The organism is Streptomyces sp. NPDC046303 (assembly GCF_055588085.1).
The window spans coordinates 54334-76326 of the sequence record NZ_JBVJFA010000015.1; the positions used below are offsets into that span (position 1 = coordinate 54334).

Sequence of the window (21993 nt, forward strand, 5' to 3'; positions counted from 1 at the left end):
TGCTTTCAGCTCCTTGCGCCGGAATACCGAAGTTGTCCATATGGCGGGGCGACTAGTGGTATACGCGGCCCGAGGTCTGGGTGAACAACCCGCGACACGTCCCCGTACCGCCCCAACCCCGTTGCGGATCGGGGCGGTTGGGGCGGTTCAGCCCTCGCCGCCCGCCTTGCGGGTGTGCAGCTGGCGGGCCACCTCGGCGATCGAACCCGACAGGGAGGGGTACACCGTGAACGCGTTTGCGATCTGCTCGACCGTCAGGTTGTTGTCGACCGCGATCGAGATGGGGTGGATCAGCTCGCTGGCGCGCGGGGAGACCACCACACCGCCCACCACGATCCCGGTGCCCGGGCGGCAGAACAGCTTCACGAAGCCGTCCCGGATGCCCTGCATCTTGGCACGCGGGTTGCGCAGCAGCGGCAGCTTCACCACGCGGGCGTCGATCTTGCCGGCGTCCACGTCGGCCTGGGTGTAGCCGACGGTCGCGATCTCGGGGTCGGTGAAGACGTTCGAGGAGACCGTCTTGAGGTTCAGCGGGGCCACCGCGTCGCCCAGGAAGTGGTACATCGCGATGCGGCCCTGCATGGCCGCGACGGAGGCCAGCGCGAAGACGCCGGTGACGTCACCCGCGGCGTACACGCCGGGCGCGGAGGTACGGGAGACTTTGTCCGTCCAGATGTGCCCGGAGTCCTTCAGCCGGACCCCGGACTCCTCCAGGTTCATGTCCTTGGTGTTCGGGATCGCGCCGACCGCCATCAGGCAGTGCGTGCCGGTCAGCACCCGGCCGTCGGAGAGGGTGACCTCGACCCGGTCGCCGACGCGCTTGGCGGACTCGGCGCGGGAGCGGCCGATGACGTTCATGCCGCGGCGCCGGAACACGTCCTCCAGGACGGCGGCGGCGTCGGGGTCCTCGCCCGGCAGCACGCGGTCGCGGGAGGAGACCAGCGTGACCCGGGAGCCGAGGGCCTGGTACGCGCCGGCGAACTCGGCGCCGGTGACGCCGGAGCCGACCACGATGAGCTCCTCGGGCAGCTCGTCGAGGTCGTAGACCTGGGTCCAGTTCAGGATGCGCTCGCCGTCGGGCTGGGCGTCCGGGATCTCGCGGGGGTGCCCGCCGGTGGCGATCAGCACGGCCTCGGCGGTCAGGATCGTCTCGGTTCCGTCGGCGGCCGTGACGATGACGTCACGGGTGCCGTCGATGCCCTGCGGGCCGCCCAGCTTGGCGCGGCCCCGTACGACGCGGGCACCGGCCCGGGTGACGGACGCGGTGATGTCGTGCGACTGGGCGAGGGCGAGGCGCTTGACGCGCCGGTTCACCTTGCCGAGGTCCACGCCGACGACGCGCGCGGCCTGCTCGATGTGCGGGGTGTCGTCCGCGACGACGATGCCGAGCTCCTCGTACGACGAGTCGAAGGTCGTCATGACCTCGGCGGTCGCGATGAGGGTCTTGGAGGGTACGCAGTCGGTCAGGACCGAGGCCCCGCCCAGACCGTCGCAGTCCACGACGGTCACCTCCGCGCCGAGCTGGGCCCCCACCAGGGCCGCCTCATACCCGCCGGGTCCGCCGCCGATGATCACGATCCGGGTCACGAAAAGTCCGCCTCACGTCTACCCGGCCGGCTGCCGCCCCGGCCGGTGTTCCGGGGGGTCTCCCCGGGGGATGCATTCCGTGCCCCATTGTCCCGCACGCTTCAAGGTGCTTCGCGCACGGTCCCGCCATCCGGGACGGAGGCTCGGCGTACGGCCGGGAGCGCCGCCACCGCCGCCCCTCCCGTACCCTCGACCTCATGTCGCTCTACGCCGCGTACGCCGGCAACCTCGACCCGCGGCTGATGACGCGCCGCGCACCTCATTCGCCGCTGCGCGGAACGGGCTGGATCAACGACTGGCGGCTGACCTTCGGCGGCGAGCAGATGGGCTGGGAGGGCGCGCTCGCGACGATCGTCGAAGCCCCGCGCCACCAGGTCTTCGTCGCCTTGTACGACATCGCGCCGCTCGACGAGGACTCGATGGACCGCTGGGAGGGCGTCGGGCTCGACATCTACCGCCGGATGCGGGTGCGCGTGCACACGCTGGACGGCGAGGAGGCGGCCTGGGTGTACGTCCTCAACGGCTACGAGGGCGGCCTGCCCTCGGCACGCTACCTGGGCGAGATCGCCGACGCCGCCGAGTCGGCGGGCGCTCCGCACGACTACGTGATGGAACTCCGCAAGCGGCCCTGCTGAGCGGTTCCGCGAGCGGCCCTGCCGGGCGGTCCCGGCGTCCCCGGCGCGCTCCGGCGGTCTCCGGGGACGATTCGGTGGAAACGACAAGGCAACGATCCGAACACCGTGAGCTGTGCCATCTACGCGCGTAGGCCAGGAGCGGCTACGCTCTTCCGCGTGAACGCATCTGTTACCGACCCCTTCGCCGCCGCCGACGCCGCAGCCGCCCGCCTCCGCGAGCTGACCGGCGTGGAATCCCACGATGTCGCCCTCGTCATGGGCTCCGGCTGGGCCCCCGCCGCAGAGGCGCTCGGCGCCCCCGAGGCCGAGTTCCCGGTCACCGAGCTGCCCGGCTTCCCGCCCCCCGCCGTCGAGGGCCACGGCGGCAAGATCCGCTCGTACAAGATCGGCGACAAGCGCGCGCTGCTCTTCCTCGGCCGGACCCACTACTACGAGGGCCGCGGCGTCGCCGCCGTCGCCCACGGCGTGCGCACCGCCGTCGCCGCGGGCTGCAAGACCGTCGTCCTCACCAACGGCTGCGGCGGCCTGCGCGAGGGCATGAAGCCCGGCCAGCCGGTCCTGATCAGCGACCACCTCAACCTGACGGCCACCTCGCCGATCGTCGGCGCGAACTTCGTGGACCTCACCGACCTGTACTCGCCGCGCCTGCGCGCGATGTGCAAGGACATCGACGAGACCCTCGAAGAGGGCGTCTACGTGCAGTTCCCCGGCCCGCACTACGAGACCCCGGCCGAGATCAACATGATCCGCGTCATGGGCGCCGACCTGGTCGGCATGTCCACCGTGCTCGAGGCCATCGCCGCCCGTGAGGCCGGCGCCGAGGTGCTGGGCATCTCCCTGGTCACCAACCTGGCGGCGGGCATCTCCGGCGAGCCGCTGAACCACGAAGAGGTGCTCCAGGCCGGCCGCGACTCGGCCGCGCGCATGGGCAAGCTGCTGACCCAGGTCCTCGCCCGCATCTGAGACGGCACAGGCACGGGCACCGGCACCGTACGAGAGACAAGGCGGAAGTAGTGCAGGAACAGGACGACCTGATCACCCGGGCTCAGGCCTGGATGGCGGAGGACCCGGACCCGGAGACGGCGGCCGAGCTCGCGGCGCTCATCGAGGCGGGCGACACCGCGGAGCTCGCGGACCGGTTCTCCGGCACGCTGCAGTTCGGCACCGCCGGGCTGCGCGGCGAGATCGGCGCGGGCCCGATGCGGATGAACCGCTCCGTGGTCATCCGCGCCGCGGCGGGCCTCGCGGCCTACCTGAAGGCGCAGGGCCACGACGGCGGCCTGGTCGTCGTCGGCTACGACGCGCGCTACAAGTCGGCCGACTTCGCCCGCGACACCGCGGCCGTGATGACCGGCGCCGGGCTGCGTGCGGCCGTCCTGCCCCGCCCGCTGCCGACGCCCGTCCTCGCGTACGCCATAAGGCACCTGGGCGCCGTCGCCGGCGTCGAGGTGACCGCGAGCCACAACCCGCCCCGGGACAACGGCTACAAGGTCTACCTCGGCGACGGCTCGCAGATCGTCTCCCCGGCGGACGCCGAGATCGCGGGGCACATCGCCCGCGTCGAGACGCTCGCCTCCGTACCCCGCCCGGCGGACGGCTGGCTGCAGCTCGACGAGGAGGTCCTGGAGGCCTACCTGGCGCGTACGGACGCGGTCCTGACTCCTGGGTCCCCCCGGAGCGTGCGGACCGTCTACACGGCCATGCACGGCGTCGGCAAGGAGGTCGTCATGGCGGCCTTCGCCCGGCACGGCTTCCCCGAGCCGGTGCTCGTCGCCGAGCAGGCGGAGCCGGATCCGGCCTTCCCGACGGTGGCCTTCCCCAACCCGGAGGAGCCGGGCGCGATGGACCTGGCCTTCGCGAAGGCCGCCGAGGTCCGCCCGGACATCGTGATCGCCAACGACCCGGACGCGGACCGCTGCGCGGTGGCGGTTCCCGACAACGGCGGCTGGCGGATGCTGCGCGGCGACGAGGTCGGCGCGCTGCTCGCGGCCCACCTGGTGCACAAGGGCGCGCAGGGCGTCTTCGCGGAGTCCATCGTCTCCTCCAGCCTCCTGGGCCGGATCGCGGAGGCGGCGGGCGTCGGCTACGAGGAGACCCTGACGGGCTTCAAGTGGATCGCCCGCGTGCAGGGCCTGCGCTACGGGTACGAGGAGGCGCTCGGCTACTGCGTGGACCCCGAGGGCGTCCGCGACAAGGACGGCGTGACCGCCGCGCTGCTCGTGGCCGAGCTGGCCTCGGAGCTCAAGGAGCAGGGCCGTACCCTGACCGACCTGCTGGACGACCTGGCGATGGCCCACGGCCTGCACGCCACCGACCAGCTGTCGGTCCGCGTCTCGGACCTGTCGGTCATCGCCTCGGCGATGGCGGCGCTGCGGGCGGAGCCGCCGGTGTCCCTGGCGGGGCTGCGGGTGGTCTCGGCGGAGGACCTGACGCGGGGCACGCAGTCGCTCCCGCCGACGGACGGCCTGCGGTACTACCTGGACGGCGCGTACAAGGCCCGGGTGATCGTGCGGCCCTCGGGCACGGAGCCGAAGCTGAAGTGCTACCTGGAGGTCGTGGTCCCCGTGGCCGAGGCCTCCGACCTGGCGCCGGCCCGCGCGCGGGGCCAGGAGGTCCTGGACGCGATCAAGAAGGACCTCGCGGCAGCCGCCGGCATCTGACCCTTCCGGCACCGGCCGGCCACCGCCGTCCTCCGGCCCCCCGAGCCCCAGTCGGCTCGGGGGGCCGTCGGCTGTCCGCCCGCCCGCCGACGCCTGCGGAAATTTTTCCGGGCGCGGGCCGAATCCTTTCGGCGGCCCCCCGCCTCCTATACATGTGCCGACAGACGTCGGGACGGAACCAGGAGGTCTTCATGATCGTGGGCATCGCCATCGCCGCCGGCGCCGTGCTGCTCTGCACGTGCAGCTACTTCGTCCTGCGCAAGCGCAGGCAAGCCCGTGGCTGACCCGTCCTGGCCCGGTGAACAGCTGATCGTCGCCGCCCAGCGCGGCGACGTCGACTCGATCACCGCGCTGGTGTCCGGCTCGCACCCGAACGTGCAGCGGTTCGCCCGCTCGCTCTGCGCCACTCCCGAGGATGCCGAGGACGCGGCACAGGAAGCCCTGATCATCCTGTACCGCAAGATCGGGATGCTCCGGGCGTCCGGGGCGCTGGCGTCGTGGATGTTCCGCATCGTCCGCAACGAGTGCCTGCGGCGCGCGCGTGCGGTGCGGGCCCGGGCGCCGCTGCCCGACGCCTCGGACACCTGGGACACCTCGCACACCTCGCACACCTCGCACGCCTCGCACGCCTCGCACGCCTCGCACGCCTCCGTGCGCTCGGCCGAGGACGTGGTGCTGGAGCGCATCGAGGCGGGCAGGGTGGCGGCCGCCATCGCCGCCCTGCCGGCCGAGCAGCGCCGCGTACTGATCATGCGGGACATCCAGGGTCACAGCGGACGCATGGTCGCCGAGGCGCTCGGCCTCAGTACCGCCGCCATGAAATCGCGGCTGCACCGCGCCCGCGCCGCGGTGCGGCAGTCCCTGCGCGCCCATCCCGAACCTGCGTCTGGAGATGCCCATGAGGACGACCAAGGCCGACGGCCCTGATTTCGCGAGTCCCTCCCTGCCCCGCCACCTGGTCCGGGGAGTGATCGGCTTCGGCAGCCTGATCGTCTCGATCGCACTGCTCCCGGCCGTCGGCCCGGTCAGCCTGCTGCTCCTGCCGGTCGGCGTACTGGCCCTGCGCGGCTGCCCGATGTGCTGGGCCATCGGCCTGGTGCAGACCGTCTCGCGGGGCCGGCTGCAGCGCAGCTGCGAGGACGGCCGGTGCACGCTGAGCGTCGCGGACCGGGCCCACGCGGAGCGGACGACCGAACCGGTCCCGCGGTAGCCGAGCCACCGGGGCGGGCCGACGTCCGGCCCGCCCCGGAAGCCCGCCCCGGAAGCCCGGCCCGCCCGGCTCAGGAAGGCTTGGCGGACGGGCGGACGATCTCGCCCAGCGTCGGCACCGACTCCGGCCGCGAGCGGACCGCGTCCGTGCACTCCCACGCCCGCGGCGGATCCGCGTCCGGCCCGCCCAGGACCACCGGCCCCGGCCCTGCCGACACCGCCTCGCTGTCCGCCAGCGTGCACACGATCTGTGAGAGGGCCACCGGCGGCAGGTCCTCCGGCTTGCGGCTCAGCCGCACCGTGCCCGCCGGATCGCCCGGCCTGGGCGCTCCCGCGGTGAGCCCGGTCGGCACGCCGGTGGTGAACCCGGCATCCCGCTCCTCCCCGGACGGCGTCTTCTCGAGCACCTCCAGCAGCGCCTGCACGGCCAGCACCACCGGGTCCCGCAGCGGCCGCTTCTCCGGTACCGGTACGACCCGTTCCACGCCCACCAGCTGCGATCCGCAGACCAGCTCCACCGTGGCCCGGAACCCCTGCACACCGCTCTGCCCGGACGGCTGCGCCGGGGTGTCGCAGGACACCCGCGAGGGCGCCGGGCCCACGTCCACCGGCACGGTCGTCGCCCTGATCCCGCATCCGGACACGGCGGACAGCGCCAGCAGCGCCCAGCCCGCCGACAGGGTCCTACGCGTCCTGGTCACGCGCGATCACCTTCCCCACGTCCACCGGCAGCCGCAACGTGAACAGCGCCCCGCCGCCGGGCCCGTTGGCGGCGGTGATGTCGCCGCCGTGGATGTGCGCGTTCTCCATGGCGATCGACAGGCCGAGCCCGCTCCCGTCCGATTTCGGGCGCGAGGCGCTCGCCTTGTAGAACCGGTCGAAGACGTGCGGCAGGACGTCCTGCGGGATGCCCGGACCGTTGTCCTGCACCGCGATCACCAGCCACTCCCCCTCCACGACCACCTTGACCCGCACCGGCGAGCCGCCGTGCTTGAGGGCGTTGCCGATCAGGTTGGCCAGGATCACGTCGAGGCGGCGCGGGTCGAGCCGCGCCACGATGCCCCGCTCGGCGTCGAGTTCGACCGCGTCCAGCCAGGCCCGTGCGTCGATGCAGGCCGTGACCTGGTCGGCGACGTCCACGTCGTCCAGCACCAGCCGGGCCGTTCCCGCGTCGAAGCGGGTGACCTCCATCAGGTTCTCCACCAGGTCGTTGAGGCGCCGGGTCTCGCTGACGACCAGCGCCACCGCCGGTGCGATCATCGGATCGAGGTCGTCGACCTCCTCCTCCAGCACCTCGGCGACCGCCGTCAACGCCGTCAGCGGCGTACGCAGTTCGTGCGACATGTCCGCGACGAAGCGCCGGCTCGACTCCTCCCGCGCGCTCATGTCGGCGACCTTCTTCTCCAGCGCCTCGGCCGTCTTGTTGAAGGTGTGCGACAGGTCCGCGAGTTCGTCCGTCCCCGACACGTCCAGCCGGTGGTCGAGTTCGCCCTCGCCGAGCCGCCGCGCCGCGTCGCCCAGCCGCTGCACGGGCTTGAGCACCGTACGGGCCGCGGCCTGCGCGAGCAGCGCGGAACCCAGCAGCGCCAGGCCCGTCGCGATCGTCAGCGACCAGGCCAGCGCGTTGAGGTCGTCCCGCTCCTGCGCGAGCGATTTGTACATGTAGCCGGTGAGCCCGCCGCCCACGATCCGCGTCCCGCCGACCAGGTACGGATTGCCGCCGGGCTTCGTCCGCTGCCAGTACATGTGGTACTCGGCGTCGTTCGCCGCCGTCGTCTTCTGCCGGTCGTCGACCGCGTCCCGCAAGGACTTCGGTACGTCGTCCAGCCCGAAGGGGTCGGGTCCGGCCGCTCCGGAGATCTGGCCCTCCGCGCCCTCCTGCACCAGCAGCACGCTGTAGCCGGGGCTGCTGCCCGCCATCAGCTCGGCGGTGCGCTGGATCTCCTGCGCCGTCGGGTCGGCGGGCAGCGCCGCGGCCCGGTTCTGCATCTCCTGCCGGAAGTCGCCCAGGGCGGCGTCCTGGGTACGGGTGAGGACCGCCTCCCGGTTGAGCCAGTACGCGATCCCCGAAGCGGAGACCGCGGCCGTCAGCGCGACCAGGGCGAACACGATGAGGAGCCGCAGCCGCAGGCTGGTCCAGCGCCGGCCCGCGAGCAGCGCCGGGATCACTGCGGGGAGTCCAGGCGGTAGCCGACGCCGCGGACGGTCCGGATCAGGGTCGGCGAGGACGGCACGTCCTCGACCTTGGCCCGCAGCCGCTGCACGCAGGCGTCCACCAGCCGCGAGTCGCCGAGGTAGTCGTGCTCCCAGACCAGGCGGAGCAACTGCTGGCGGGAGAGCGCCTGTCCGGGACGGCGGCTCAGCTCCAGCAGCAGCCGCAGCTCGGTCGGCGTGAGCTGGAGGTCCTCGCCGTTCTTCGTCACCGTCATGGCGGCGCGGTCGATGACCAGGGAGCCGAAGCTCGCCGAGTCGCTGGACTCGCGTTCGCCGCGGCGCAGTACGGCCCGGATGCGGGCGTCGAGGACCCGCCCCTGGACGGGCTTGACCACGTAGTCGTCGGCACCGGACTCCAGGCCGACGACGACGTCGATGTCGTCGCTGCGCGCGGTGAGCAGGATGATCGGCAGCTGGTCGGTGCGGCGGATCCGCCGGCACACCTCGAAGCCGTCGATCCCGGGCAGCATCACGTCCAGCACGATCAGATCCGGCCGCTGCTCGCGCAGCAGTTTCAGGCCGTCCTCGCCCGTCGCCGCGGTGGCCACACGGTGGCCCTGGCGAGACAGGGAGAGTTCGAGGGCCGTGCGGATGGCGTCGTCGTCCTCGATCAGCAACAGGAAAGGCACGGGCTCATTCTGTCCCATCGGCAGTCGGGAGTTCGACCGGCAGGGGCAGCGGATCCGGCCGGGACGCGCCGCAGGTCGCTGTGACAGGGCTGTGACAGTCGGCGGACACGCCGGTTAAGTCGGCCGGGCAGGCTTCTACCAACAACCCGAGCACAGCAACGGACCGAAGCAGACTCCACGACGGGGGGCGCGAGATGAACACGCTGCACAGCACCACCACCAGCGCGGTTGTCACGCGGCTGCACGATGTGAACCGCCGGGCGGGTGTCCGTAACGTCGCGGTAGCCCGGCCCCGGCCGGCACACGTCGTAGCCATTGACGCGAAGCAGTACCAGGCGGTTCCCGCCCAGGGCACCCCGTCCTCCACGTCCGAGGCGGAGTTCACGGCGTACGTCCAGGAGCGCCGGGCGGCCCTGTACGCGACGGCCTTCCACCTCACCGGCGACCGCCACGAGGCGGAGGACCTGCTGCAGAGCGCGCTGTTCTCCACGTACCGCGCCTGGGACCGGATCACCGACAAGGCAGCCGTGGGCGGGTACCTGCGCCGCACGATGACGAACCTGCACATCAGTGCGTGGCGCCGGCGGAAGCTGAACGAGTACCCGACGGAGGAGCTGCCGGAGACGGCCTCGGACACGGACGCGATGCGCGGTACGGAGCTGCGCGCGGTGCTGTGGCAGGCGCTGGCCCGGATCCCGGAGCCGCAGCGCACGATGCTCGTCCTGCGGTACTACGAGGGCCGCACGGACCCGGAGATCGCGGAGATCCTCGACATCAGCGTCGGCACGGTGAAGTCGAGCATCTGGCGGTCGCTGCGGCGGCTGCGGGAGGACGAGGCGCTGAGCTTCGGCGCCGACGAGGCGGAGTCCTTCGAGGAACTCGTCGCCTGAGAGACCAATGGCCGGGGGGCCGTCCTACGGGGGTGGGGCGGAGGCCATGTGGGGGGAAAGGGCGGGATCAGTCGGCCGGGGGTCCGACTGATCCCGCCCTTTCGCGTCCGCGGGTGCGGGCAGTCCCCTCGCGGATGCCGGGCTCCGACCGGACCGGTTCGGCTCCGCTGGGACCTCCCGGGGCTCCGCCCCGTACCCCGCGCCTCAAACGCCGGCGGGGCTGGATGTGGCCGGCAGGCGGCATCAGCCAAGATCAGCCCCGCCGGCGTTTGAGGCGCGGGGGTCCGGGGGCCGGCCCCCGGCAACGGCGGCGCGGCCGACCGCGGGACCGTCGGGCCCCGCCGGGTCTGGGGCGGAGCCCGCAAGGAGCGGGGCTACGCCGGGGTGGCCGTGCGGTGGCGGCCGGCTGCGGCGGCGGCCAGCCGGCCCAGGGCTTCGTCGCGGCCGCAGGCGTGTGCCCCGAGTGCGGTGTGCCGGGCCACGATGCCCCGTTCGGCACGCATCAGCCGGTACCCCCTGCGCAGCAGGAACAGCACCGACTTGCGCCCCTCGCGCAGGTCCCGGACGAGCCTCCGCCGGAACGTGGTCGAGGGCCGGCCCCGCAGGCAGATCGCATCGGCGAGCAGCCCCAGCTCCTGGCACCGGGCGACGATGTCCGCCGCGAAGATGCCCTCCGCGATGAACAGCGGCGTCCGGGAGATGTCCAGCGCCTCCGTCCCGGTCCGGGAGGACGACGCGATGTCGTAGACGGGGACGTCGGTACGGCCCGCCGCGCACAGCTCCTCGATCGCCGCGACGGCGGCGTCCGCGTCCCAGGAGAGCGGAGAGTCCCAGTCGATGTCCGAACTCCCCTCCACCAGCGGGAGGGTCGGGTCGTCCCCCTCCTTGTAGAAGTCGTCCAGGCGCAGCACGGGCAGGCCCGAGCGGGCCGCCAGCGAGGACTTGCCGGAGCCCGAGGGCCCGGTCAGCAGCACGACGCGCGTCGGCAGGGGAGAAGAACAGCTCACGGGACACCAGTCTGAAGCATTAACCCCTGCAGGGGATCCCTCCGGTGGCCGGTTGGTATCCAGGATCACACGTCGATTACGCTGCGTGCGCACGCGACTACGACCTCAGGCGGGAACCATGGCACGTCACGCAGCTCCGCACAGCTCCGCGCTGCGCTCCGCAGGCCTCACCCTCTCGATGGCGGGCGCCGCGCTCGCGATGGCCGCGGGCGGCGCCCAGGCCGGCGAACTCGATGTCCCGGCGGCGCTGGCCGGGGTGACCGACCCGATCGCGAACCTCAAGGTGAACCCGTTGGCCCACACCGGCGTGGACCCGCTGGACAACGGCATCGCCACCAAGGTCGCGGACTTCCCGGCCGTCGGCACCGGCATGGTCACCGGGGTCCTGACGCAGGGGCCCTCCGTCGGCGAGCTGCCCGCGGCGGCCGTCGGCTCGCTGCTCGGGCCGGTCCTGCCCGCGTAGGCGGGGCGTAGGCGGGGGGCGGACACGGGAAGGCCCCGGCAGCATGGGGACGCTGCCGGGGCCGGTTCCGGGGGGCTTCTAGTACGAGGATCCGCCCGAGCCCAGCGAACCCGTCGGGTGCCAGACCGTCTTGGTCTCCAGGAACGCCGTCATGCGGTGCGTGCCCGGGTCCGCGGTCCAGTCGTCCACAGGCTGTGGACGAAGGACGCGCTTGAGGTTGTCCGCCGCCGCGATCTCCAGCTCCTTGGCCAGTGCCGCGTCGGCGCCCGCCAGGTCGATCGCGTTGACGTCCTGGTGGGAGGCCAGGTGCGGGCCCATCTCGCCGGCCTTGCCGGACAGGATGTTGACGACGCCGCCGGGCAGGTCGGAGGTCGCCAGTACCTCGCCCAGGGAGAGGGCGGGCAGCGGGGACTTCTCCGAGGCGATCACGACGGCGGTGTTGCCGGTGGCGATCACCGGGGCGATCACCGAGACCAGGCCCAGGAAGGACGAGTCCTGCGGGGCGAGGACCGTGACGACGCCGGTCGGCTCGGGGGTGGAGAGGTTGAAGAACGGGCCGGCGACGGGGTTGGCACCGCCGACGATCTGGCCGATCTTGTCGGTCCAGCCCGCGTACCAGACCCAGCGGTCGATGGCCGCGTCCACGACGGCGCCGGCCTTCGACTTGGACAGGCCCTCCGCCTCGCCGACCTCGCGGACGAACTGGTCGCGCCGGCCCTCGAGCATCTCGGCGATGCGGTAGAGGATCTGCCCGCGGTTGTAGGCGGTGGCGCCCGACCAGCCGCCGAAGGCCTTGCGGGCCGCGACGACCGCGTCCCGCGCGTCCTTGCGGGAGGACAGCGGCGCGTTGGCCAGCCAGTTGCCCTTGGAGTCCGTCACCTCGTACACCCGGCCGCTCTCGGAGCGGGGGAACTTGCCCCCGACGTACAGCTTGTAGGTCTTGAAGACGTTCAGACGGGTCGACGACTCAGACATCGAGGTAGCCCTCCAGGCCGTGGCGGCCGCCCTCGCGGCCGAAGCCCGACTCCTTGTAGCCGCCGAAGGGCGAGGTCGGGTCGAACTTGTTGAACGTGTTGGCCCAGACGACACCGGCGCGGAGCTTGTTGGCGACCGCGAGGATGCGCGAGCCCTTCTCCGTCCAGATGCCGGCGGACAGGCCGTACTGGCTGTTGTTGGCCTTGGCGACGGCCTCGTCGGGGGTGCGGAAGGTCAGCACCGACAGGACCGGGCCGAAGATCTCGTCGCGGGCGACGGTGTGCGCCTGGGTGACGTTCGTGAAGAGCGTCGGGGCGAACCAGTAGCCGGCGGACGGCAGCTCGCACGCCGGGGACCAGCGCTCGGCGCCCTCGGCCTCGCCGGTCTCCGCGAGCGCGGTGATCCGGGCGAGCTGTTCGGCGGAGTTGATCGCGCCGATGTCGGTGTTCTTGTCGAGCGGGTCGCCCAGGCGCAGGGTGGACAGCCGTCGCTTCAGGCTGTCCAGCAGCTCGTCGTGGATCGACTCCTGGACGAGGAGACGGGATCCGGCGCAGCAGACCTGGCCCTGGTTGAAAAAGATGCCGGTGACGATGCCCTCGACGGCCTGGTCGAGGGGGGCGTCGTCGAAGACGATGTTGGCGCCCTTGCCGCCCAGCTCCAGGGTGACCTTCTTGTCGGTGCCGGCGACGTGGCGGGCGATCTTCTTGCCGACCGCGGTCGAGCCGGTGAAGGCGACCTTGTTGACGTCCGGGTGCTCGACGAGGGCCGCGCCCGCGTCGCCGTAGCCGGTGAGGATGTTGACGACGCCCTTGGGCAGGCCGGCCTGGCGGCAGATGTCCGCGAAGAACAGCGCCGACAGCGGGGTGGTCTCGGCGGGCTTGAGGACGACCGTGTTGCCGGTGGCGAGCGCCGGGGCGATCTTCCACGCGAGCATGAGGAGCGGGAAGTTCCACGGGATGACCTGGCCGGCCACACCCAGCGGGCGCGGGTTCGGGCCGTAGCCCGCGTGGTCGAGCTTGTCGGCCCAGCCCGCGTAGTAGAAGAAGTGCGCGGCGACCAGGGGGAGGTCCGCGTCGCGGGTCTCCTTGATCGGCTTGCCGTTGTCCAGGGTCTCCAGGACGGCGAGCTCGCGGCTGCGCTCCTGGATGATCCGGGCGATGCGGAAGAGGTACTTGGCGCGCTCGGAGCCGGGCAGCGCGGACCACTTCTCGAAGGCCTTGCGGGCGGCCCTGACGGCGCGGTCCACGTCGGCGGCACCCGCCTGCGCGACCTCGGCCAGCACCTCTTCGCTGCTCGGCGAGACGGTCTTGAAGACCTTGCCGTCGGCGGCGTCGGTGAACTCGCCGTCGATGAAGAGCCCGTAGGAGGGGGCGATGTCGACGACCGAGCGGGACTCGGGAGCCGGTGCGTACTCGAATACAGATGCCATGGTGATCAGTCCACCGTCACGTAGTCGGGACCGGAGTAACGGCCGGTGCTCAGCTTCTGGCGCTGCATCAACAGGTCGTTGAGCAGGCTGGAGGCGCCGAAGCGGAACCACTGGTTGGTCAGCCAGTCCTCGCCCGCGGTCTCGTTGACCAGGACCAGGAACTTGATCGCGTCCTTGGTGGTCCGGATGCCGCCGGCCGGCTTCACGCCGATCTGGATTCCAGTCTGCGCCTTGAAGTCGCGGACGGCTTCGAGCATGAGCAGCGTGTTGGCGGGGGTGGCGTTGACCCCGACCTTGCCCGTCGACGTCTTGATGAAGTCGGCGCCCGCGAGCATGCCGATCCAGGAGGCGCGGCGGATGTTGTCGTACGTCGACAGCTCGCCGGTCTCGAAGATGACCTTGAGGCGGGCCGCGGTGCCGTCGGGGCGGACGCAGGCCTCCTTGACGGCCTTGATCAGCTCGTACGTGTCGAGGTACCGGCCGGCGAGGAAGGCGCCACGGTCGATGACCATGTCGATCTCGTCGGCGCCGGCGGCGACGGCGTCACGGGTGTCGGCGAGCTTGACGGGCAGTGCGGCGCGGCCGGCCGGGAAGGCGGTCGCGACGGAGGCCACCTTGACGTCGGCGCCGTTCAGGGCGGCCTTCGCGGTGGCCACCATGTCGGGGTACACGCAGACCGCGGCGGTCATGGGCGTCGTACGGTCGGTCGGATCGGGGTTGACGGCCTTGGCGGAGAGCGCCCGGACCTTGCCCGGGGTGTCCGCGCCTTCCAGCGTCGTCAGGTCGATCATCGAGATGGCCAGATCGATGGCGTACGCCTTGGCCGTCGTCTTGATCGAGCGGGTGCCGAGGGCGGCCGCGCGGGCCTCCAGTCCGACTGCGTCGACGCCGGGCAGCCCGTGCAGGAAGCGGCGCAGCGCACTGTCGGACGTCGTCACGTCAGCGAATGCGGTGAGGGTGGTGGGCATGGTCACCACATGAGCATATCTACGCGCGTAGCGACCTGTCACCCCCTCCCCCGGATTCAGGCGCTTCCGGTACGGAATCGACACCTCCGGTCACCGTTACACGTCGATGACAGGAGCCGGATCCTCCGCACGCACAAGATCAATAGCCTTCTTCTCAGCAGCCCGCCACACCTGACCCGGTGAACCAGACCGAACAGACTCGACGCGGCATGCGACTCTCCTCCACTTTCCTCACCCACGCTCCAGGAGTCGTTATGCGTACCGCCCTCGCCCTCCGCACCTCGATCGTCACCGCCGCCCTCGCGGGCGCGATACTCATCCCGGCCGCCGGCGCCGCGTTCGCGGCGCCCGCCACGGCCCCGCGGACGACCGCGGTGTCGGACAACAGCCGGTACGAGGGCAAGCCCGTCTACATCGGCGAGGGCCTGGTCGCGGTGCTGCGCAACAAGGCGGAGGGCCCCGAGGCCTGGATCCGCGAGGTCGGCCCCCACTGGAAGCCGGGCGACACCTACATGGTCCACGTCGTGACGAAGCTGGACCGGACCCTGCCCCACGACAAGGCCAAGGGCCTGTCGCTCGAACTCACCAAGGCCGCGAGCGCCCACCCCGTGCTCGTCGTCACCGCCAAGGACGGGAGCACCACGTCCTACCCGCTGCCCGCGGGCGCGGCCGGCTCGGACTGCAGGGTGGGTCCGGTAGGGCAGTCCTTGGGCGCGGGCGTAAAGGCCGAGCTGTACGTTTCCGAGAACGGCCCGAAGGCGGTCCTCTTCCACTCCGGCGACGATCGCGGCTGGGCCCAGTTGGACCGCACCCACCCCACGCTGCCCGAGTCGGAGGGCATCGTGGTCCGAATCGTGAACCCCAGCAGCGCCAAGCCCGTCCTCGAGTGGAAGACGCAGGGCGGCAACAGCGGGATCGGCCGGGCTCCGTTCCCCGCGTTCCCCAAGGGCTGCAAGCCGGGCTACAAGTTCACCGACTCCGCGCCGGTGGTGAAGCCCACGACCCCCGCCCCGGCGAAGCCGCAGATCGCGGGCCAGACGACGGTGGTTCCGAAGGGCCCGGTCGCCGCCGGCGCCGAACTCCCGGTCGAGACCGCAGCGGACACCGACAACAGCACCACCATGGCGGCCGGCGCCGGCCTGATCGCTGTGTTCGGCGCGCTGGGCGCCAGCGTGGCTCTGCGCCGCCGCCGCGCCCAGGGCTGATACACCCCTCCTGCGCGCATTCTCGCCTTCCGGCGGGCCACCATCCCGGTGGCCCGCCGCAGCCCGTTCCCGGAGTGTCCCCCATGGCCCACCGTGCCGCCCGCCCGCTGCTCGCCGCCGTCCTCCTGACCGCCGCCCTGACCGGCTGCGGCGCCGCCCCCACCCCTCCCGCGGACGCCGCCCCGCCCACCGTCGCCCCCACGGCCGTCCCCGCGGCCCCGGCCGCGAGCGCCACCCCGCTGCCCGCCTCCGCGCCCGTACGCGTACGGATCCCCGCGGCCGGTGTGGACGCCTCGCCGGTGCTGACGCTGGGGCTGGCCGCCGACGGCACAGCCGAGGTGCCCTCCGTGGCCGACGCGGACAAGATCGGCTGGTACGGCAAGGGCGTCACCCCCGGCGAGACCGGCCCAGCCGTGCTGATCGGCCACTTCGACACCGCCCGCGGCCCGGCCGTGCTCAAGGACGTCTCGCGCGTCCGCACCGGCGACGAGATCACGGTCTTCCGGGCGGACGGCGCCGCCGCCGTCTTCCGCGTCCGCGAGCTGGAGCAGGTCGACAAGAAGCGGTTCCCGACCGACAAGGTCTACGGGGACACCGCACGTCCGGAGCTGCGCGTCATCACCTGCGGCGGCGAGATCACCGACGGCCACCGGCCGGACAACATCATTCTGTACGCCGATCTCGTGGGGTGAGACGGCGTGGGGCAGAATCGACCGCATGAGCAGCCAGCAGCCACCGGCCGACGAGCCGGTCTACGACGACCGGGTCTACCGCTCCTCCTCGGCCGTGGTCACCGGGGTGCTGCTGCTCGCGCTGACCGCGTGGCTCTGCGGGGACGCGGTGGTGCGCGGCTCGGGGAACACCCCGTGGGTCGCCCTGGCGCTGGCGCTGTGCGTGGTGCCGCTGATCGTGGCCTTCACGATCCGCCCCGCCGTCTTCGCCAATGACGACCGGATGCGCGTGCGGAACCCCTTCCGCATCATCGAGCTGCCCTGGGCTGCCGTGGACGCGGTGCGCGCCGGATACTCGGCGGAGGTGCTGGCGGAGGGCTCGAAGTACCAGCTCTGGTCCGTTCCCGTCTCGCTGCGGGAGCGGAAGAAGGCGAGCCGGGGCCGGCTGAGCCGCCGCGGCGGGCTCACCGGCCGGGGCATGTCCTCCTCCGGCGCCGAGAACCCGGCCGCACCGGCCGGGCCGCAGCGGGCCGGCGCCGACAAGGTCGTGGACGAACTGCGGGAGCTGGCCGAGCGCGGCGCCTCGCGGGCCGGTGCCCAGGGCAGCGTGCGCGTGCAGTGGTCGTACGAGATCATCGCGCCGGCCGTGGCCGGCGCGGTCCTCCTGATCGTGCTGTTCGCGACGCGCTGACCGCGGGCGCGCCCGGGGCCCGAGCGGTTCCGGGCCCCGCACCCGCCGCGGTCCGGGTCAGACCTCGCAGTTGAACTGGACGTCCGCGCCGCCTTCGCCGTCGCAGTCGTCGGTGCCCGGGCCGCCGTTGAGGGTGTCGGCGGCCGGGCCGCCGCGCAGGACGTCGTCGCCGTCCCCGCCGCTGAGGAAGTCGTTGCCGCCGGCGGCGCCGATCGAGTCGTTGCCGGTCTGGCTGTTGACGTTGTCGCCGAAGAGGTGGTCGCTGCCGCCCCGGCCGTCGATCAGGTCGTTCCCCGCGGTGGCCCCGACCGGATCACCGAGGGCGCTGTCGCCGACGAGGGCGATCTCGTCCGCGCTGCCGCCCAGGATGCGGTCGTTGCCGGAACCGGTCGCCCGGCCCGTGAACGTCTGGTGGTCGCCCCAGGCGCCGAAGCCGCCGTCCGTACCGAGGTCGATGTAATCGTCGCCGCCGCTGCCGCTCACGTTGCCCGCGAGCACCACGCTGTCGCCGGTCGCGTCACCGAACTCTCCGGGGCCCTCCAGCAGGACGTCGTCCCCGGCCCCCGTGGCCTCGTAGAAGCCGATGGAGTCCCCGACGAGTCCGTCGCTGCCGAGGCCGCCCTCCAGCCGGTCGTTCGCGCCGCCGGTCACGCGGTCGCCGCGGCTGTCGCCGGTCAGGGAGTCCTCGCCGTCGCCGCCGGCCAGCAGGTCGGAGGCGGCGCCCTGGGCGGTGCCCTGGACGGCGTAGTGGTCGCCCACGATGCCGTCCGCGCCCGCGCCGCCCGTCAGCCGGTCGCGGCCGGCGGGGCCGGTGGCGTCGCCCGTGTACGCGAAGTCGTCGCCGACCAGGGTGTCGTTGCCCTCGCCGCCTTCGATCTGGTCGTCACCCGGGCCCCCGGAGACCGAGTCGTCCCCGGCGCCGCCGAGGAGGGTGTCGCTGCCGCCCGCGCCGCAGATCTTGTCGTTGCCGCCCAAGCCGTCGATGACGTCGCGGCCGGGCGTGCCGATGATGACGTCGTCATCGGGTGTGCCCACGGTGCCCGTGGTCGTGGCGACGGCGTTGAAGCAGGTGTCCGCCGCGGCACGGGCCGGGCCGGCCGCGCCGAGTCCGGTCAGGGCGGCGGCCAAGGCGGCGGCCAGCGCGTACGCGCCGGCGGTGGCGGTGATCCGGCGGGCGGGACGGGCGCGGCCCCGTACGGCGGGGCGGTGTTCGGGCATGGGTGTTTCCCTTTCCCTGGCTCCGGGCGTCAATCGCGCTCACTGTGCGTGGTGATGTGGTCGCGGAGAAGCGGATGCGCGGCCGGGTCCGGTGATTTCATCCGATCGGATTCTCATCGGCCTTTCGCTGGCACCGGCAGACCGGAACCGCGGCTGCCGCACGCCGCGTCATCGCAGGTGTGCAGCGTCAAGAGGCCGGCCACAGCGCCGCCACCGCCATTCATCTCCGGTTCCGGCTCCTGAGCGGCGCCCTCCTGGCCGCCCACCTCCTGGTCGTCGGCTGGCTGACGCTGCGACCACTGGACGTGCCCTGGGCCGCGGCCGCGAACCTGACCCCGCTGGAGGGGATCCGGGGGGACCTCGCCTACGGGCCGCTGGAGGCCGCCCGCCGGATCGGCGAGGGGCTGGCGCTGCTGGCCCCGCTGGGCGTGCTGCTGCCGCTGGTCGGCGGGCGGCTCGCGCCGTCGGCGCTGTCCGCCTGGTCCTCGCTGGCCCGGACCGCGGCCGCGGGCGCACTGGCCTCGGTGTGCATCGAGATGCTCCAGACCGCCGTACCGGGACAGGTCGTCGACGTGGACTCGGTCCTGTTGAACACCGTCGGCGTGGTGCTCGCGCACGCGGCCGTCGTACCGGCACTGCGCGCCCGGCTGCGGCGTTCACGCACCGCTTATCAGGGACCCACCCCGAGAATTACCAGGGTCGGGCTCGGTCCGTGGACCGAGGTTCTTTCGGCGGTTCCCCGCGAGTATTGAGGTATCGCACAAGAGCGATCCCGATGAAGGAGAACCCCATGAGCGCCCTTGTCCGCCCCCGTGACGGTCGATGGATCGGCGGCGTTTGCGCCGGACTGGCCCGGCGTTTCGGAATGTCCGCGACCACGATGCGCGTCATATTCGTCGCCTCGTGCCTGCTGCCCGGCCCGCAGTTCCTGATCTACCTGGCGCTGTGGCTGCTCCTGCCGAACGAGAAGTCCGCCACCGCCGCCTGGTAGGCCCGTCCGGTCCTCACTCACCCGGCCCGCTGGACCTTTTCCAGCTGCTTGTCGGCGACCTCCTGCGGCACCCGCGCCTTCTGGTCGGCCGCGGCCACGTTGAGGGCCATCAGCCGCACGATGGTGTCGCCCTCGCGCACGACGACCAGGTGGACCTGCGCCGAGACGCCCTGGGCGGCCGCGGTCGTGGTCCAGCTGACGCTCTCGTCGCCGCCCGTGCGGTACTCGGCGGCGCGCACGTCGCGGTAGCTGCCGGTCTGCTTCTCGACGGTGGCGGTGAAGCCCGTACCGCAGGCGGGCACGGCGGCCTTGAGGCGGGCGATCAGCGCCTTGGCGTCGCTCTCGGCGTACGAGCTGACGGAGGCGGAGACGGCGAGTCCGACCTGCTTCTGGGAGCCGATGCCCCGGTTGACTGTCTCGCGCGCGGCCGGGTCCGGCTTGTCGCCCATGATGTCGGCGAGTGGCTGGCAGGCCTTCTTGTCGGCCTGGGGCTGGCCGTCGGGCGCGTTGGGGTTCTTGCCCTGCGCCGAGATCTGGTAGCCGGGCAGGTCGCCCTGTTCCAGCGCGGACCGCTGCGCCTTGCTGCCGCCGGACTTGGGCGCGGCGGATCCGCCGGGGGCGGTCCCGCCGGGGGCGGTCCCGCCGGGGGCGCCGGGTGCTCCGGAAGCCTGGCTCGCCGAGCCCTTGGGGTCCGGGCCCTTGCCGGGCGGGGCGCTGTCGGGGCTGTTCGAACCGCCGCATCCGACCGCCGCGAGCAGCAGGGCGGGGACCAGCGCGACCACGGTCGCTCGTACCTTCATGCGCATGACCAAAGACCTCATACCGCTTGCGTCGGCGGGCAGTTGGTGGCGATCGTGACACACCGCACGGCGGCACACACACTCCGTGGAAGAGGTGTGCGACCGCCGTGGGCGTGTTCGCATCGCGACGGCGTCAGCCGTTGAGGGCTCCGGTGACCGGGCCCAGCAGGCCGGTGACCGCGGCGGTGGGGTCGCTCGGCTGACCGCCCTCCTCGGAGTTCATCTGCTGCGGGCTGGTGACGCCCTGGAGCGCACCGGTGGCCGTGCTCAGCGTGTCGGCGAGGCCCACGGCCGGAACGGCGGAGGCGGTACCGGCGGCGACGGCGGCGAAGGCGGCACCCAGAGCGGCGGTACCGAGGATCTTGGCAGCTGACTGCTTCATGAAAACGTGTCCTTGCGACGGGGAATTGAGCGGCTCCGCAAACTAGTCACTTCAAACCCCCGCCCGCAAACATCCTTAAATATGAGAAAGGGCCCGGGAATTGCTCCTCCCGGACCCTTTCAGTACGTCATGCCATGGCCTAGGCCGAGACAGAACCGCTGGTGGAAGCGGTCTGCTGGAAAAGCCACTCCGACTTCAGCTCCGCATAACCCGGCTTGATGACCTCGTTGATCATGGCCAGTCGTTCATCGAAAGGAATGAACGCGGACTTCATCGCATTGACGGTGAACCACTGCATGTCGTCCAGCGTGTAGCCGAAGGTGTCCACCAGGTGCTCGAACTCGCGGCTCATGCTGGTGCCGCTCATCAGGCGGTTGTCGGTGTTGACCGTGAGCCTGAAGTGCAGCTTGCGCAGCAGACCGATCGGGTGCTCGGCGTACGAGGCGGCCGCGGCGGTCTGCAGGTTCGAGGTCGGGCACATCTCCAGGGGGATGCGCTTGTCCCGGACGTACGAGGCCAGGCGGCCCAGCGTCACGGAGCCGTCCTCGGCGACCTCGATGTCGTCGATGATCTTCACGCCGTGACCGAGGCGGTCGGCGCCGCACCACTGCAGGGCCTGCCAGATCGACGGCAGGCCGAAGGCCTCGCCCGCGTGGATCGTGAAGTGGTTGTTCTCGCGCTTGAGGTACTCGAAGGCGTCGAGGTGGCGGGTGGGGGGGAACCCGGCCTCGGCGCCGGCGATGTCGAAGCCGACCACGCCGTTGTCGCGGTAGCGGTTGGCCAGCTCCGCGATCTCCAGCGCACGGGCGGCGTGGCGCATCGCGGTCAGCAGGGCGCCCACGCGGATGCGGTGGCCGTTGGCCTTCGCACGCCGCTCGCCCTCGCGGAAGCCGTCGTTCACGGCCTCGACGACCTCTTCGAGGGTCAGGCCGGCTTCCAGGTGCTGCTCGGGGGCGTAGCGGATCTCGGCGTACACGACGCCGTCCTCGGCCAGGTCCTCGGCGCACTCGGCGGCGACCCGGAAGAGGGCCTCCTTCGTCTGCATGACCGCGCAGGTGTGCGCGAAGGTCTCCAGGTAGCGCGGGAGGGAGCCGGAGTCGGCGGCCTCCCGGAACCAGATGCCGAGCTTGTCGGCGTCGGTCTCGGGAAGGTTCTCGTAGCCGGCCTCGCGGGCCAGCTCGATGATGGTCCCGGGGCGCAGTCCACCGTCGAGGTGATCATGCAGGAGCACCTTCGGGGCGCGGCGGATCTGATCCGGGGTCGGCAGGTTGGGGGTCTCGCTCGTCATCTGGGCACTCTAACTCCTACGCGCGTAGAGCGGGTGTCGGCCGCGAGCGCCGATATGTAACAGAGACCGCGGAGACGGCTG

General features: G+C 72.2%; 24 protein-coding genes. 12 read left to right on the forward strand and 12 right to left on the reverse strand.

What is annotated here, in order from left to right; translation table 11 throughout:
- Nucleotides 1-147 precede the first annotated feature (147 nt).
- Nucleotides 148-1587 carry an NAD(P)H-quinone dehydrogenase gene (locus ACZ6I1_RS17605; RefSeq protein ID WP_469288077.1) on the reverse strand — a complete coding sequence of 480 codons (1440 nt, stop codon included), beginning with the start codon at nt 1585-1587 and terminating at the stop codon, nt 148-150.
- Nucleotides 1588-1784: 197 nt separating this feature from the next.
- On the opposite strand from ACZ6I1_RS17605, the gene ACZ6I1_RS17610 reads away from it, so the two are divergent.
- The 5 genes from ACZ6I1_RS17610 (at nt 1785) to ACZ6I1_RS17630 (ending at nt 6092) form a co-directional block, all read left to right on the forward strand.
- A complete protein-coding gene (locus ACZ6I1_RS17610; RefSeq protein ID WP_069921661.1) occupies nt 1785-2222 on the forward strand; it encodes a gamma-glutamylcyclotransferase family protein in 438 nt (145 codons plus the stop codon).
- Between the two features lie 156 nt (nt 2223-2378).
- Nucleotides 2379-3185 (forward strand): purine-nucleoside phosphorylase, encoded by an 807-nt coding sequence (locus ACZ6I1_RS17615; RefSeq protein WP_362598392.1) that lies wholly within the window; start codon nt 2379-2381, stop codon nt 3183-3185.
- A gap of 92 nt (nt 3186-3277) precedes the next feature.
- Nucleotides 3278-4882 (forward strand): phospho-sugar mutase, encoded by a 1605-nt coding sequence (locus tag ACZ6I1_RS17620; RefSeq protein ID WP_469288293.1) that lies wholly within the window; start codon nt 3278-3280, stop codon nt 4880-4882.
- Between the two features lie 276 nt (nt 4883-5158).
- The gene (locus ACZ6I1_RS17625; RefSeq protein ID WP_469288079.1) at nt 5159-5809 is read left to right on the forward strand and encodes an RNA polymerase sigma factor; all 651 of its coding nucleotides are present in this window, start codon (nt 5159-5161) and stop codon (nt 5807-5809) included.
- On the forward strand, nt 5781-6092 hold the full coding sequence (locus ACZ6I1_RS17630) for a hypothetical protein (RefSeq protein WP_469288081.1): 312 nt from the start codon (nt 5781-5783) through the stop codon (nt 6090-6092). Before ACZ6I1_RS17625 ends, ACZ6I1_RS17630 begins: the two co-directional genes overlap by 29 nt.
- 70 nt (nt 6093-6162) lie before the next feature.
- Here ACZ6I1_RS17630 and ACZ6I1_RS17635 read toward each other — a convergent pair whose 3' ends face one another.
- Genes ACZ6I1_RS17635 through afsQ1 form a run of 3 tightly spaced genes read right to left on the reverse strand, consistent with a single transcriptional unit; the run spans nt 6163 to nt 8934 of the window.
- Entirely contained in the window at nt 6163-6792 is a 630-nt protein-coding gene (locus tag ACZ6I1_RS17635) for a hypothetical protein (RefSeq protein WP_469288082.1), read from the reverse strand.
- Nucleotides 6776-8260 (reverse strand): ATP-binding protein, encoded by a 1485-nt coding sequence (locus ACZ6I1_RS17640; RefSeq protein ID WP_469288084.1) that lies wholly within the window; start codon nt 8258-8260, stop codon nt 6776-6778. The genes ACZ6I1_RS17635 and ACZ6I1_RS17640 overlap by 17 nt, the downstream gene beginning before the upstream one ends.
- On the reverse strand, nt 8257-8934 hold the full coding sequence (gene afsQ1, locus ACZ6I1_RS17645; protein WP_063754818.1) for a two-component system response regulator AfsQ1: 678 nt from the start codon (nt 8932-8934) through the stop codon (nt 8257-8259). Before afsQ1 ends, ACZ6I1_RS17640 begins: the two co-directional genes overlap by 4 nt.
- Nucleotides 8935-9128: 194 nt before the next feature.
- Here afsQ1 and ACZ6I1_RS17650 point away from each other — a divergent pair, with 194 nt between their 5' ends.
- Nucleotides 9129-9824, forward strand: coding sequence for a SigE family RNA polymerase sigma factor (locus ACZ6I1_RS17650; protein ID WP_469288086.1), 696 nt, complete (start codon nt 9129-9131; stop codon nt 9822-9824).
- A 374-nt stretch (nt 9825-10198) separates the two neighbouring features.
- Here the strand turns inward: ACZ6I1_RS17650 and ACZ6I1_RS17655 are convergent, their stop codons facing one another.
- The gene (locus tag ACZ6I1_RS17655) at nt 10199-10897 is read right to left on the reverse strand and encodes a uridine kinase family protein (RefSeq protein ID WP_469288295.1); all 699 of its coding nucleotides are present in this window, start codon (nt 10895-10897) and stop codon (nt 10199-10201) included.
- 52 nt (nt 10898-10949) lie between these two features.
- Here ACZ6I1_RS17655 and ACZ6I1_RS17660 point away from each other — a divergent pair, with 52 nt between their 5' ends.
- Complete coding sequence (locus tag ACZ6I1_RS17660; RefSeq protein WP_469288088.1) at nt 10950-11294, forward strand: hypothetical protein; 345 nt, start codon at nt 10950-10952, stop codon at nt 11292-11294.
- A gap of 78 nt (nt 11295-11372) precedes the next feature.
- Here ACZ6I1_RS17660 and ACZ6I1_RS17665 read toward each other — a convergent pair whose 3' ends face one another.
- The 3 genes from ACZ6I1_RS17665 to deoC are packed head-to-tail and all read right to left on the reverse strand — an operon-like array spanning nt 11373 to nt 14666.
- Nucleotides 11373-12269 carry an aldehyde dehydrogenase family protein gene (locus tag ACZ6I1_RS17665; protein ID WP_469288090.1) on the reverse strand — a complete coding sequence of 299 codons (897 nt, stop codon included), beginning with the start codon at nt 12267-12269 and terminating at the stop codon, nt 11373-11375.
- Nucleotides 12262-13698 (reverse strand): aldehyde dehydrogenase family protein, encoded by a 1437-nt coding sequence (locus ACZ6I1_RS17670; RefSeq protein ID WP_469288092.1) that lies wholly within the window; start codon nt 13696-13698, stop codon nt 12262-12264. Before ACZ6I1_RS17670 ends, ACZ6I1_RS17665 begins: the two co-directional genes overlap by 8 nt.
- Nucleotides 13699-13703: 5 nt before the next feature.
- Nucleotides 13704-14666: a deoxyribose-phosphate aldolase gene (deoC, locus tag ACZ6I1_RS17675; RefSeq protein ID WP_469288298.1), complete on the reverse strand. Its 963-nt coding sequence runs from the start codon at nt 14664-14666 to the stop codon at nt 13704-13706.
- Between the two features lie 254 nt (nt 14667-14920).
- On the opposite strand from deoC, the gene ACZ6I1_RS17680 reads away from it, so the two are divergent.
- From ACZ6I1_RS17680 to ACZ6I1_RS17690, 3 genes are all read left to right on the forward strand, one after another.
- Nucleotides 14921-15871 (forward strand): hypothetical protein, encoded by a 951-nt coding sequence (locus ACZ6I1_RS17680; RefSeq protein WP_469288095.1) that lies wholly within the window; start codon nt 14921-14923, stop codon nt 15869-15871.
- An 83-nt stretch (nt 15872-15954) separates the two neighbouring features.
- Entirely contained in the window at nt 15955-16563 is a 609-nt protein-coding gene (locus ACZ6I1_RS17685; RefSeq protein ID WP_469288096.1) for a class F sortase, read from the forward strand.
- Nucleotides 16564-16588: 25 nt separating this feature from the next.
- Nucleotides 16589-17233, forward strand: a complete 645-nt coding sequence (locus ACZ6I1_RS17690) for a PH domain-containing protein (protein WP_469288098.1) — start codon at nt 16589-16591, stop codon at nt 17231-17233.
- Between the two features lie 57 nt (nt 17234-17290).
- Here ACZ6I1_RS17690 and ACZ6I1_RS17695 read toward each other — a convergent pair whose 3' ends face one another.
- Nucleotides 17291-18451 (reverse strand): calcium-binding protein, encoded by a 1161-nt coding sequence (locus ACZ6I1_RS17695; protein WP_469288100.1) that lies wholly within the window; start codon nt 18449-18451, stop codon nt 17291-17293.
- A gap of 179 nt (nt 18452-18630) precedes the next feature.
- On the opposite strand from ACZ6I1_RS17695, the gene ACZ6I1_RS17700 reads away from it, so the two are divergent.
- Nucleotides 18631-19203 (forward strand): VanZ family protein, encoded by a 573-nt coding sequence (locus tag ACZ6I1_RS17700; protein ID WP_469288102.1) that lies wholly within the window; start codon nt 18631-18633, stop codon nt 19201-19203.
- A 38-nt stretch (nt 19204-19241) separates the two neighbouring features.
- Entirely contained in the window at nt 19242-19442 is a 201-nt protein-coding gene (locus ACZ6I1_RS17705) for a PspC domain-containing protein (protein WP_469288104.1), read from the forward strand.
- Nucleotides 19443-19459: 17 nt separating this feature from the next.
- On the opposite strand, the gene ACZ6I1_RS17710 is transcribed toward ACZ6I1_RS17705, so the two are convergent.
- The 3 genes from ACZ6I1_RS17710 to ACZ6I1_RS17720 all read right to left on the reverse strand — a co-directional run bounded on the left by ACZ6I1_RS17710 (nt 19460) and on the right by ACZ6I1_RS17720 (nt 21912).
- Nucleotides 19460-20242, reverse strand: coding sequence for a hypothetical protein (locus ACZ6I1_RS17710; protein WP_469288105.1), 783 nt, complete (start codon nt 20240-20242; stop codon nt 19460-19462).
- Nucleotides 20243-20375: 133 nt separating this feature from the next.
- Nucleotides 20376-20624: a hypothetical protein gene (locus ACZ6I1_RS17715; protein WP_469288107.1), complete on the reverse strand. Its 249-nt coding sequence runs from the start codon at nt 20622-20624 to the stop codon at nt 20376-20378.
- Nucleotides 20625-20763: 139 nt separating this feature from the next.
- The gene (locus ACZ6I1_RS17720) at nt 20764-21912 is read right to left on the reverse strand and encodes an adenosine deaminase (RefSeq protein WP_469288109.1); all 1149 of its coding nucleotides are present in this window, start codon (nt 21910-21912) and stop codon (nt 20764-20766) included.
- Between the last annotated feature and the right edge of the window lie 81 nt (nt 21913-21993).

Coding starts and splice junctions, on each gene's coding strand:
- ACZ6I1_RS17715 (WP_469288107.1), bottom strand. CDS start 20,624: ATGAAGCAGTCAGCTGCCAAGATCCTCGGTACCGCCGCTCTGGGTGCC.
- ACZ6I1_RS17650 (WP_469288086.1), top strand. CDS start 9,129: ATGAACACGCTGCACAGCACCACCACCAGCGCGGTTGTCACGCGGCTG.
- ACZ6I1_RS17695 (WP_469288100.1), bottom strand. CDS start 18,451: ATGCCCGAACACCGCCCCGCCGTACGGGGCCGCGCCCGTCCCGCCCGC.
- ACZ6I1_RS17670 (WP_469288092.1), bottom strand. CDS start 13,698: ATGGCATCTGTATTCGAGTACGCACCGGCTCCCGAGTCCCGCTCGGTC.
- ACZ6I1_RS17705 (WP_469288104.1), top strand. CDS start 19,242: ATGAGCGCCCTTGTCCGCCCCCGTGACGGTCGATGGATCGGCGGCGTT.
- ACZ6I1_RS17660 (WP_469288088.1), top strand. CDS start 10,950: ATGGCACGTCACGCAGCTCCGCACAGCTCCGCGCTGCGCTCCGCAGGC.
- ACZ6I1_RS17685 (WP_469288096.1), top strand. CDS start 15,955: ATGGCCCACCGTGCCGCCCGCCCGCTGCTCGCCGCCGTCCTCCTGACC.
- ACZ6I1_RS17710 (WP_469288105.1), bottom strand. CDS start 20,242: ATGAAGGTACGAGCGACCGTGGTCGCGCTGGTCCCCGCCCTGCTGCTC.
- ACZ6I1_RS17690 (WP_469288098.1), top strand. CDS start 16,589: ATGAGCAGCCAGCAGCCACCGGCCGACGAGCCGGTCTACGACGACCGG.
- ACZ6I1_RS17665 (WP_469288090.1), bottom strand. CDS start 12,269: ATGTCTGAGTCGTCGACCCGTCTGAACGTCTTCAAGACCTACAAGCTG.
- ACZ6I1_RS17620 (WP_469288293.1), top strand. CDS start 3,278: ATGGCGGAGGACCCGGACCCGGAGACGGCGGCCGAGCTCGCGGCGCTC.
- ACZ6I1_RS17610 (WP_069921661.1), top strand. CDS start 1,785: ATGTCGCTCTACGCCGCGTACGCCGGCAACCTCGACCCGCGGCTGATG.
- ACZ6I1_RS17680 (WP_469288095.1), top strand. CDS start 14,921: ATGCGTACCGCCCTCGCCCTCCGCACCTCGATCGTCACCGCCGCCCTC.
- ACZ6I1_RS17720 (WP_469288109.1), bottom strand. CDS start 21,912: ATGACGAGCGAGACCCCCAACCTGCCGACCCCGGATCAGATCCGCCGC.
- deoC (WP_469288298.1), bottom strand. CDS start 14,666: ATGCCCACCACCCTCACCGCATTCGCTGACGTGACGACGTCCGACAGT.
- ACZ6I1_RS17630 (WP_469288081.1), top strand. CDS start 5,781: ATGAGGACGACCAAGGCCGACGGCCCTGATTTCGCGAGTCCCTCCCTG.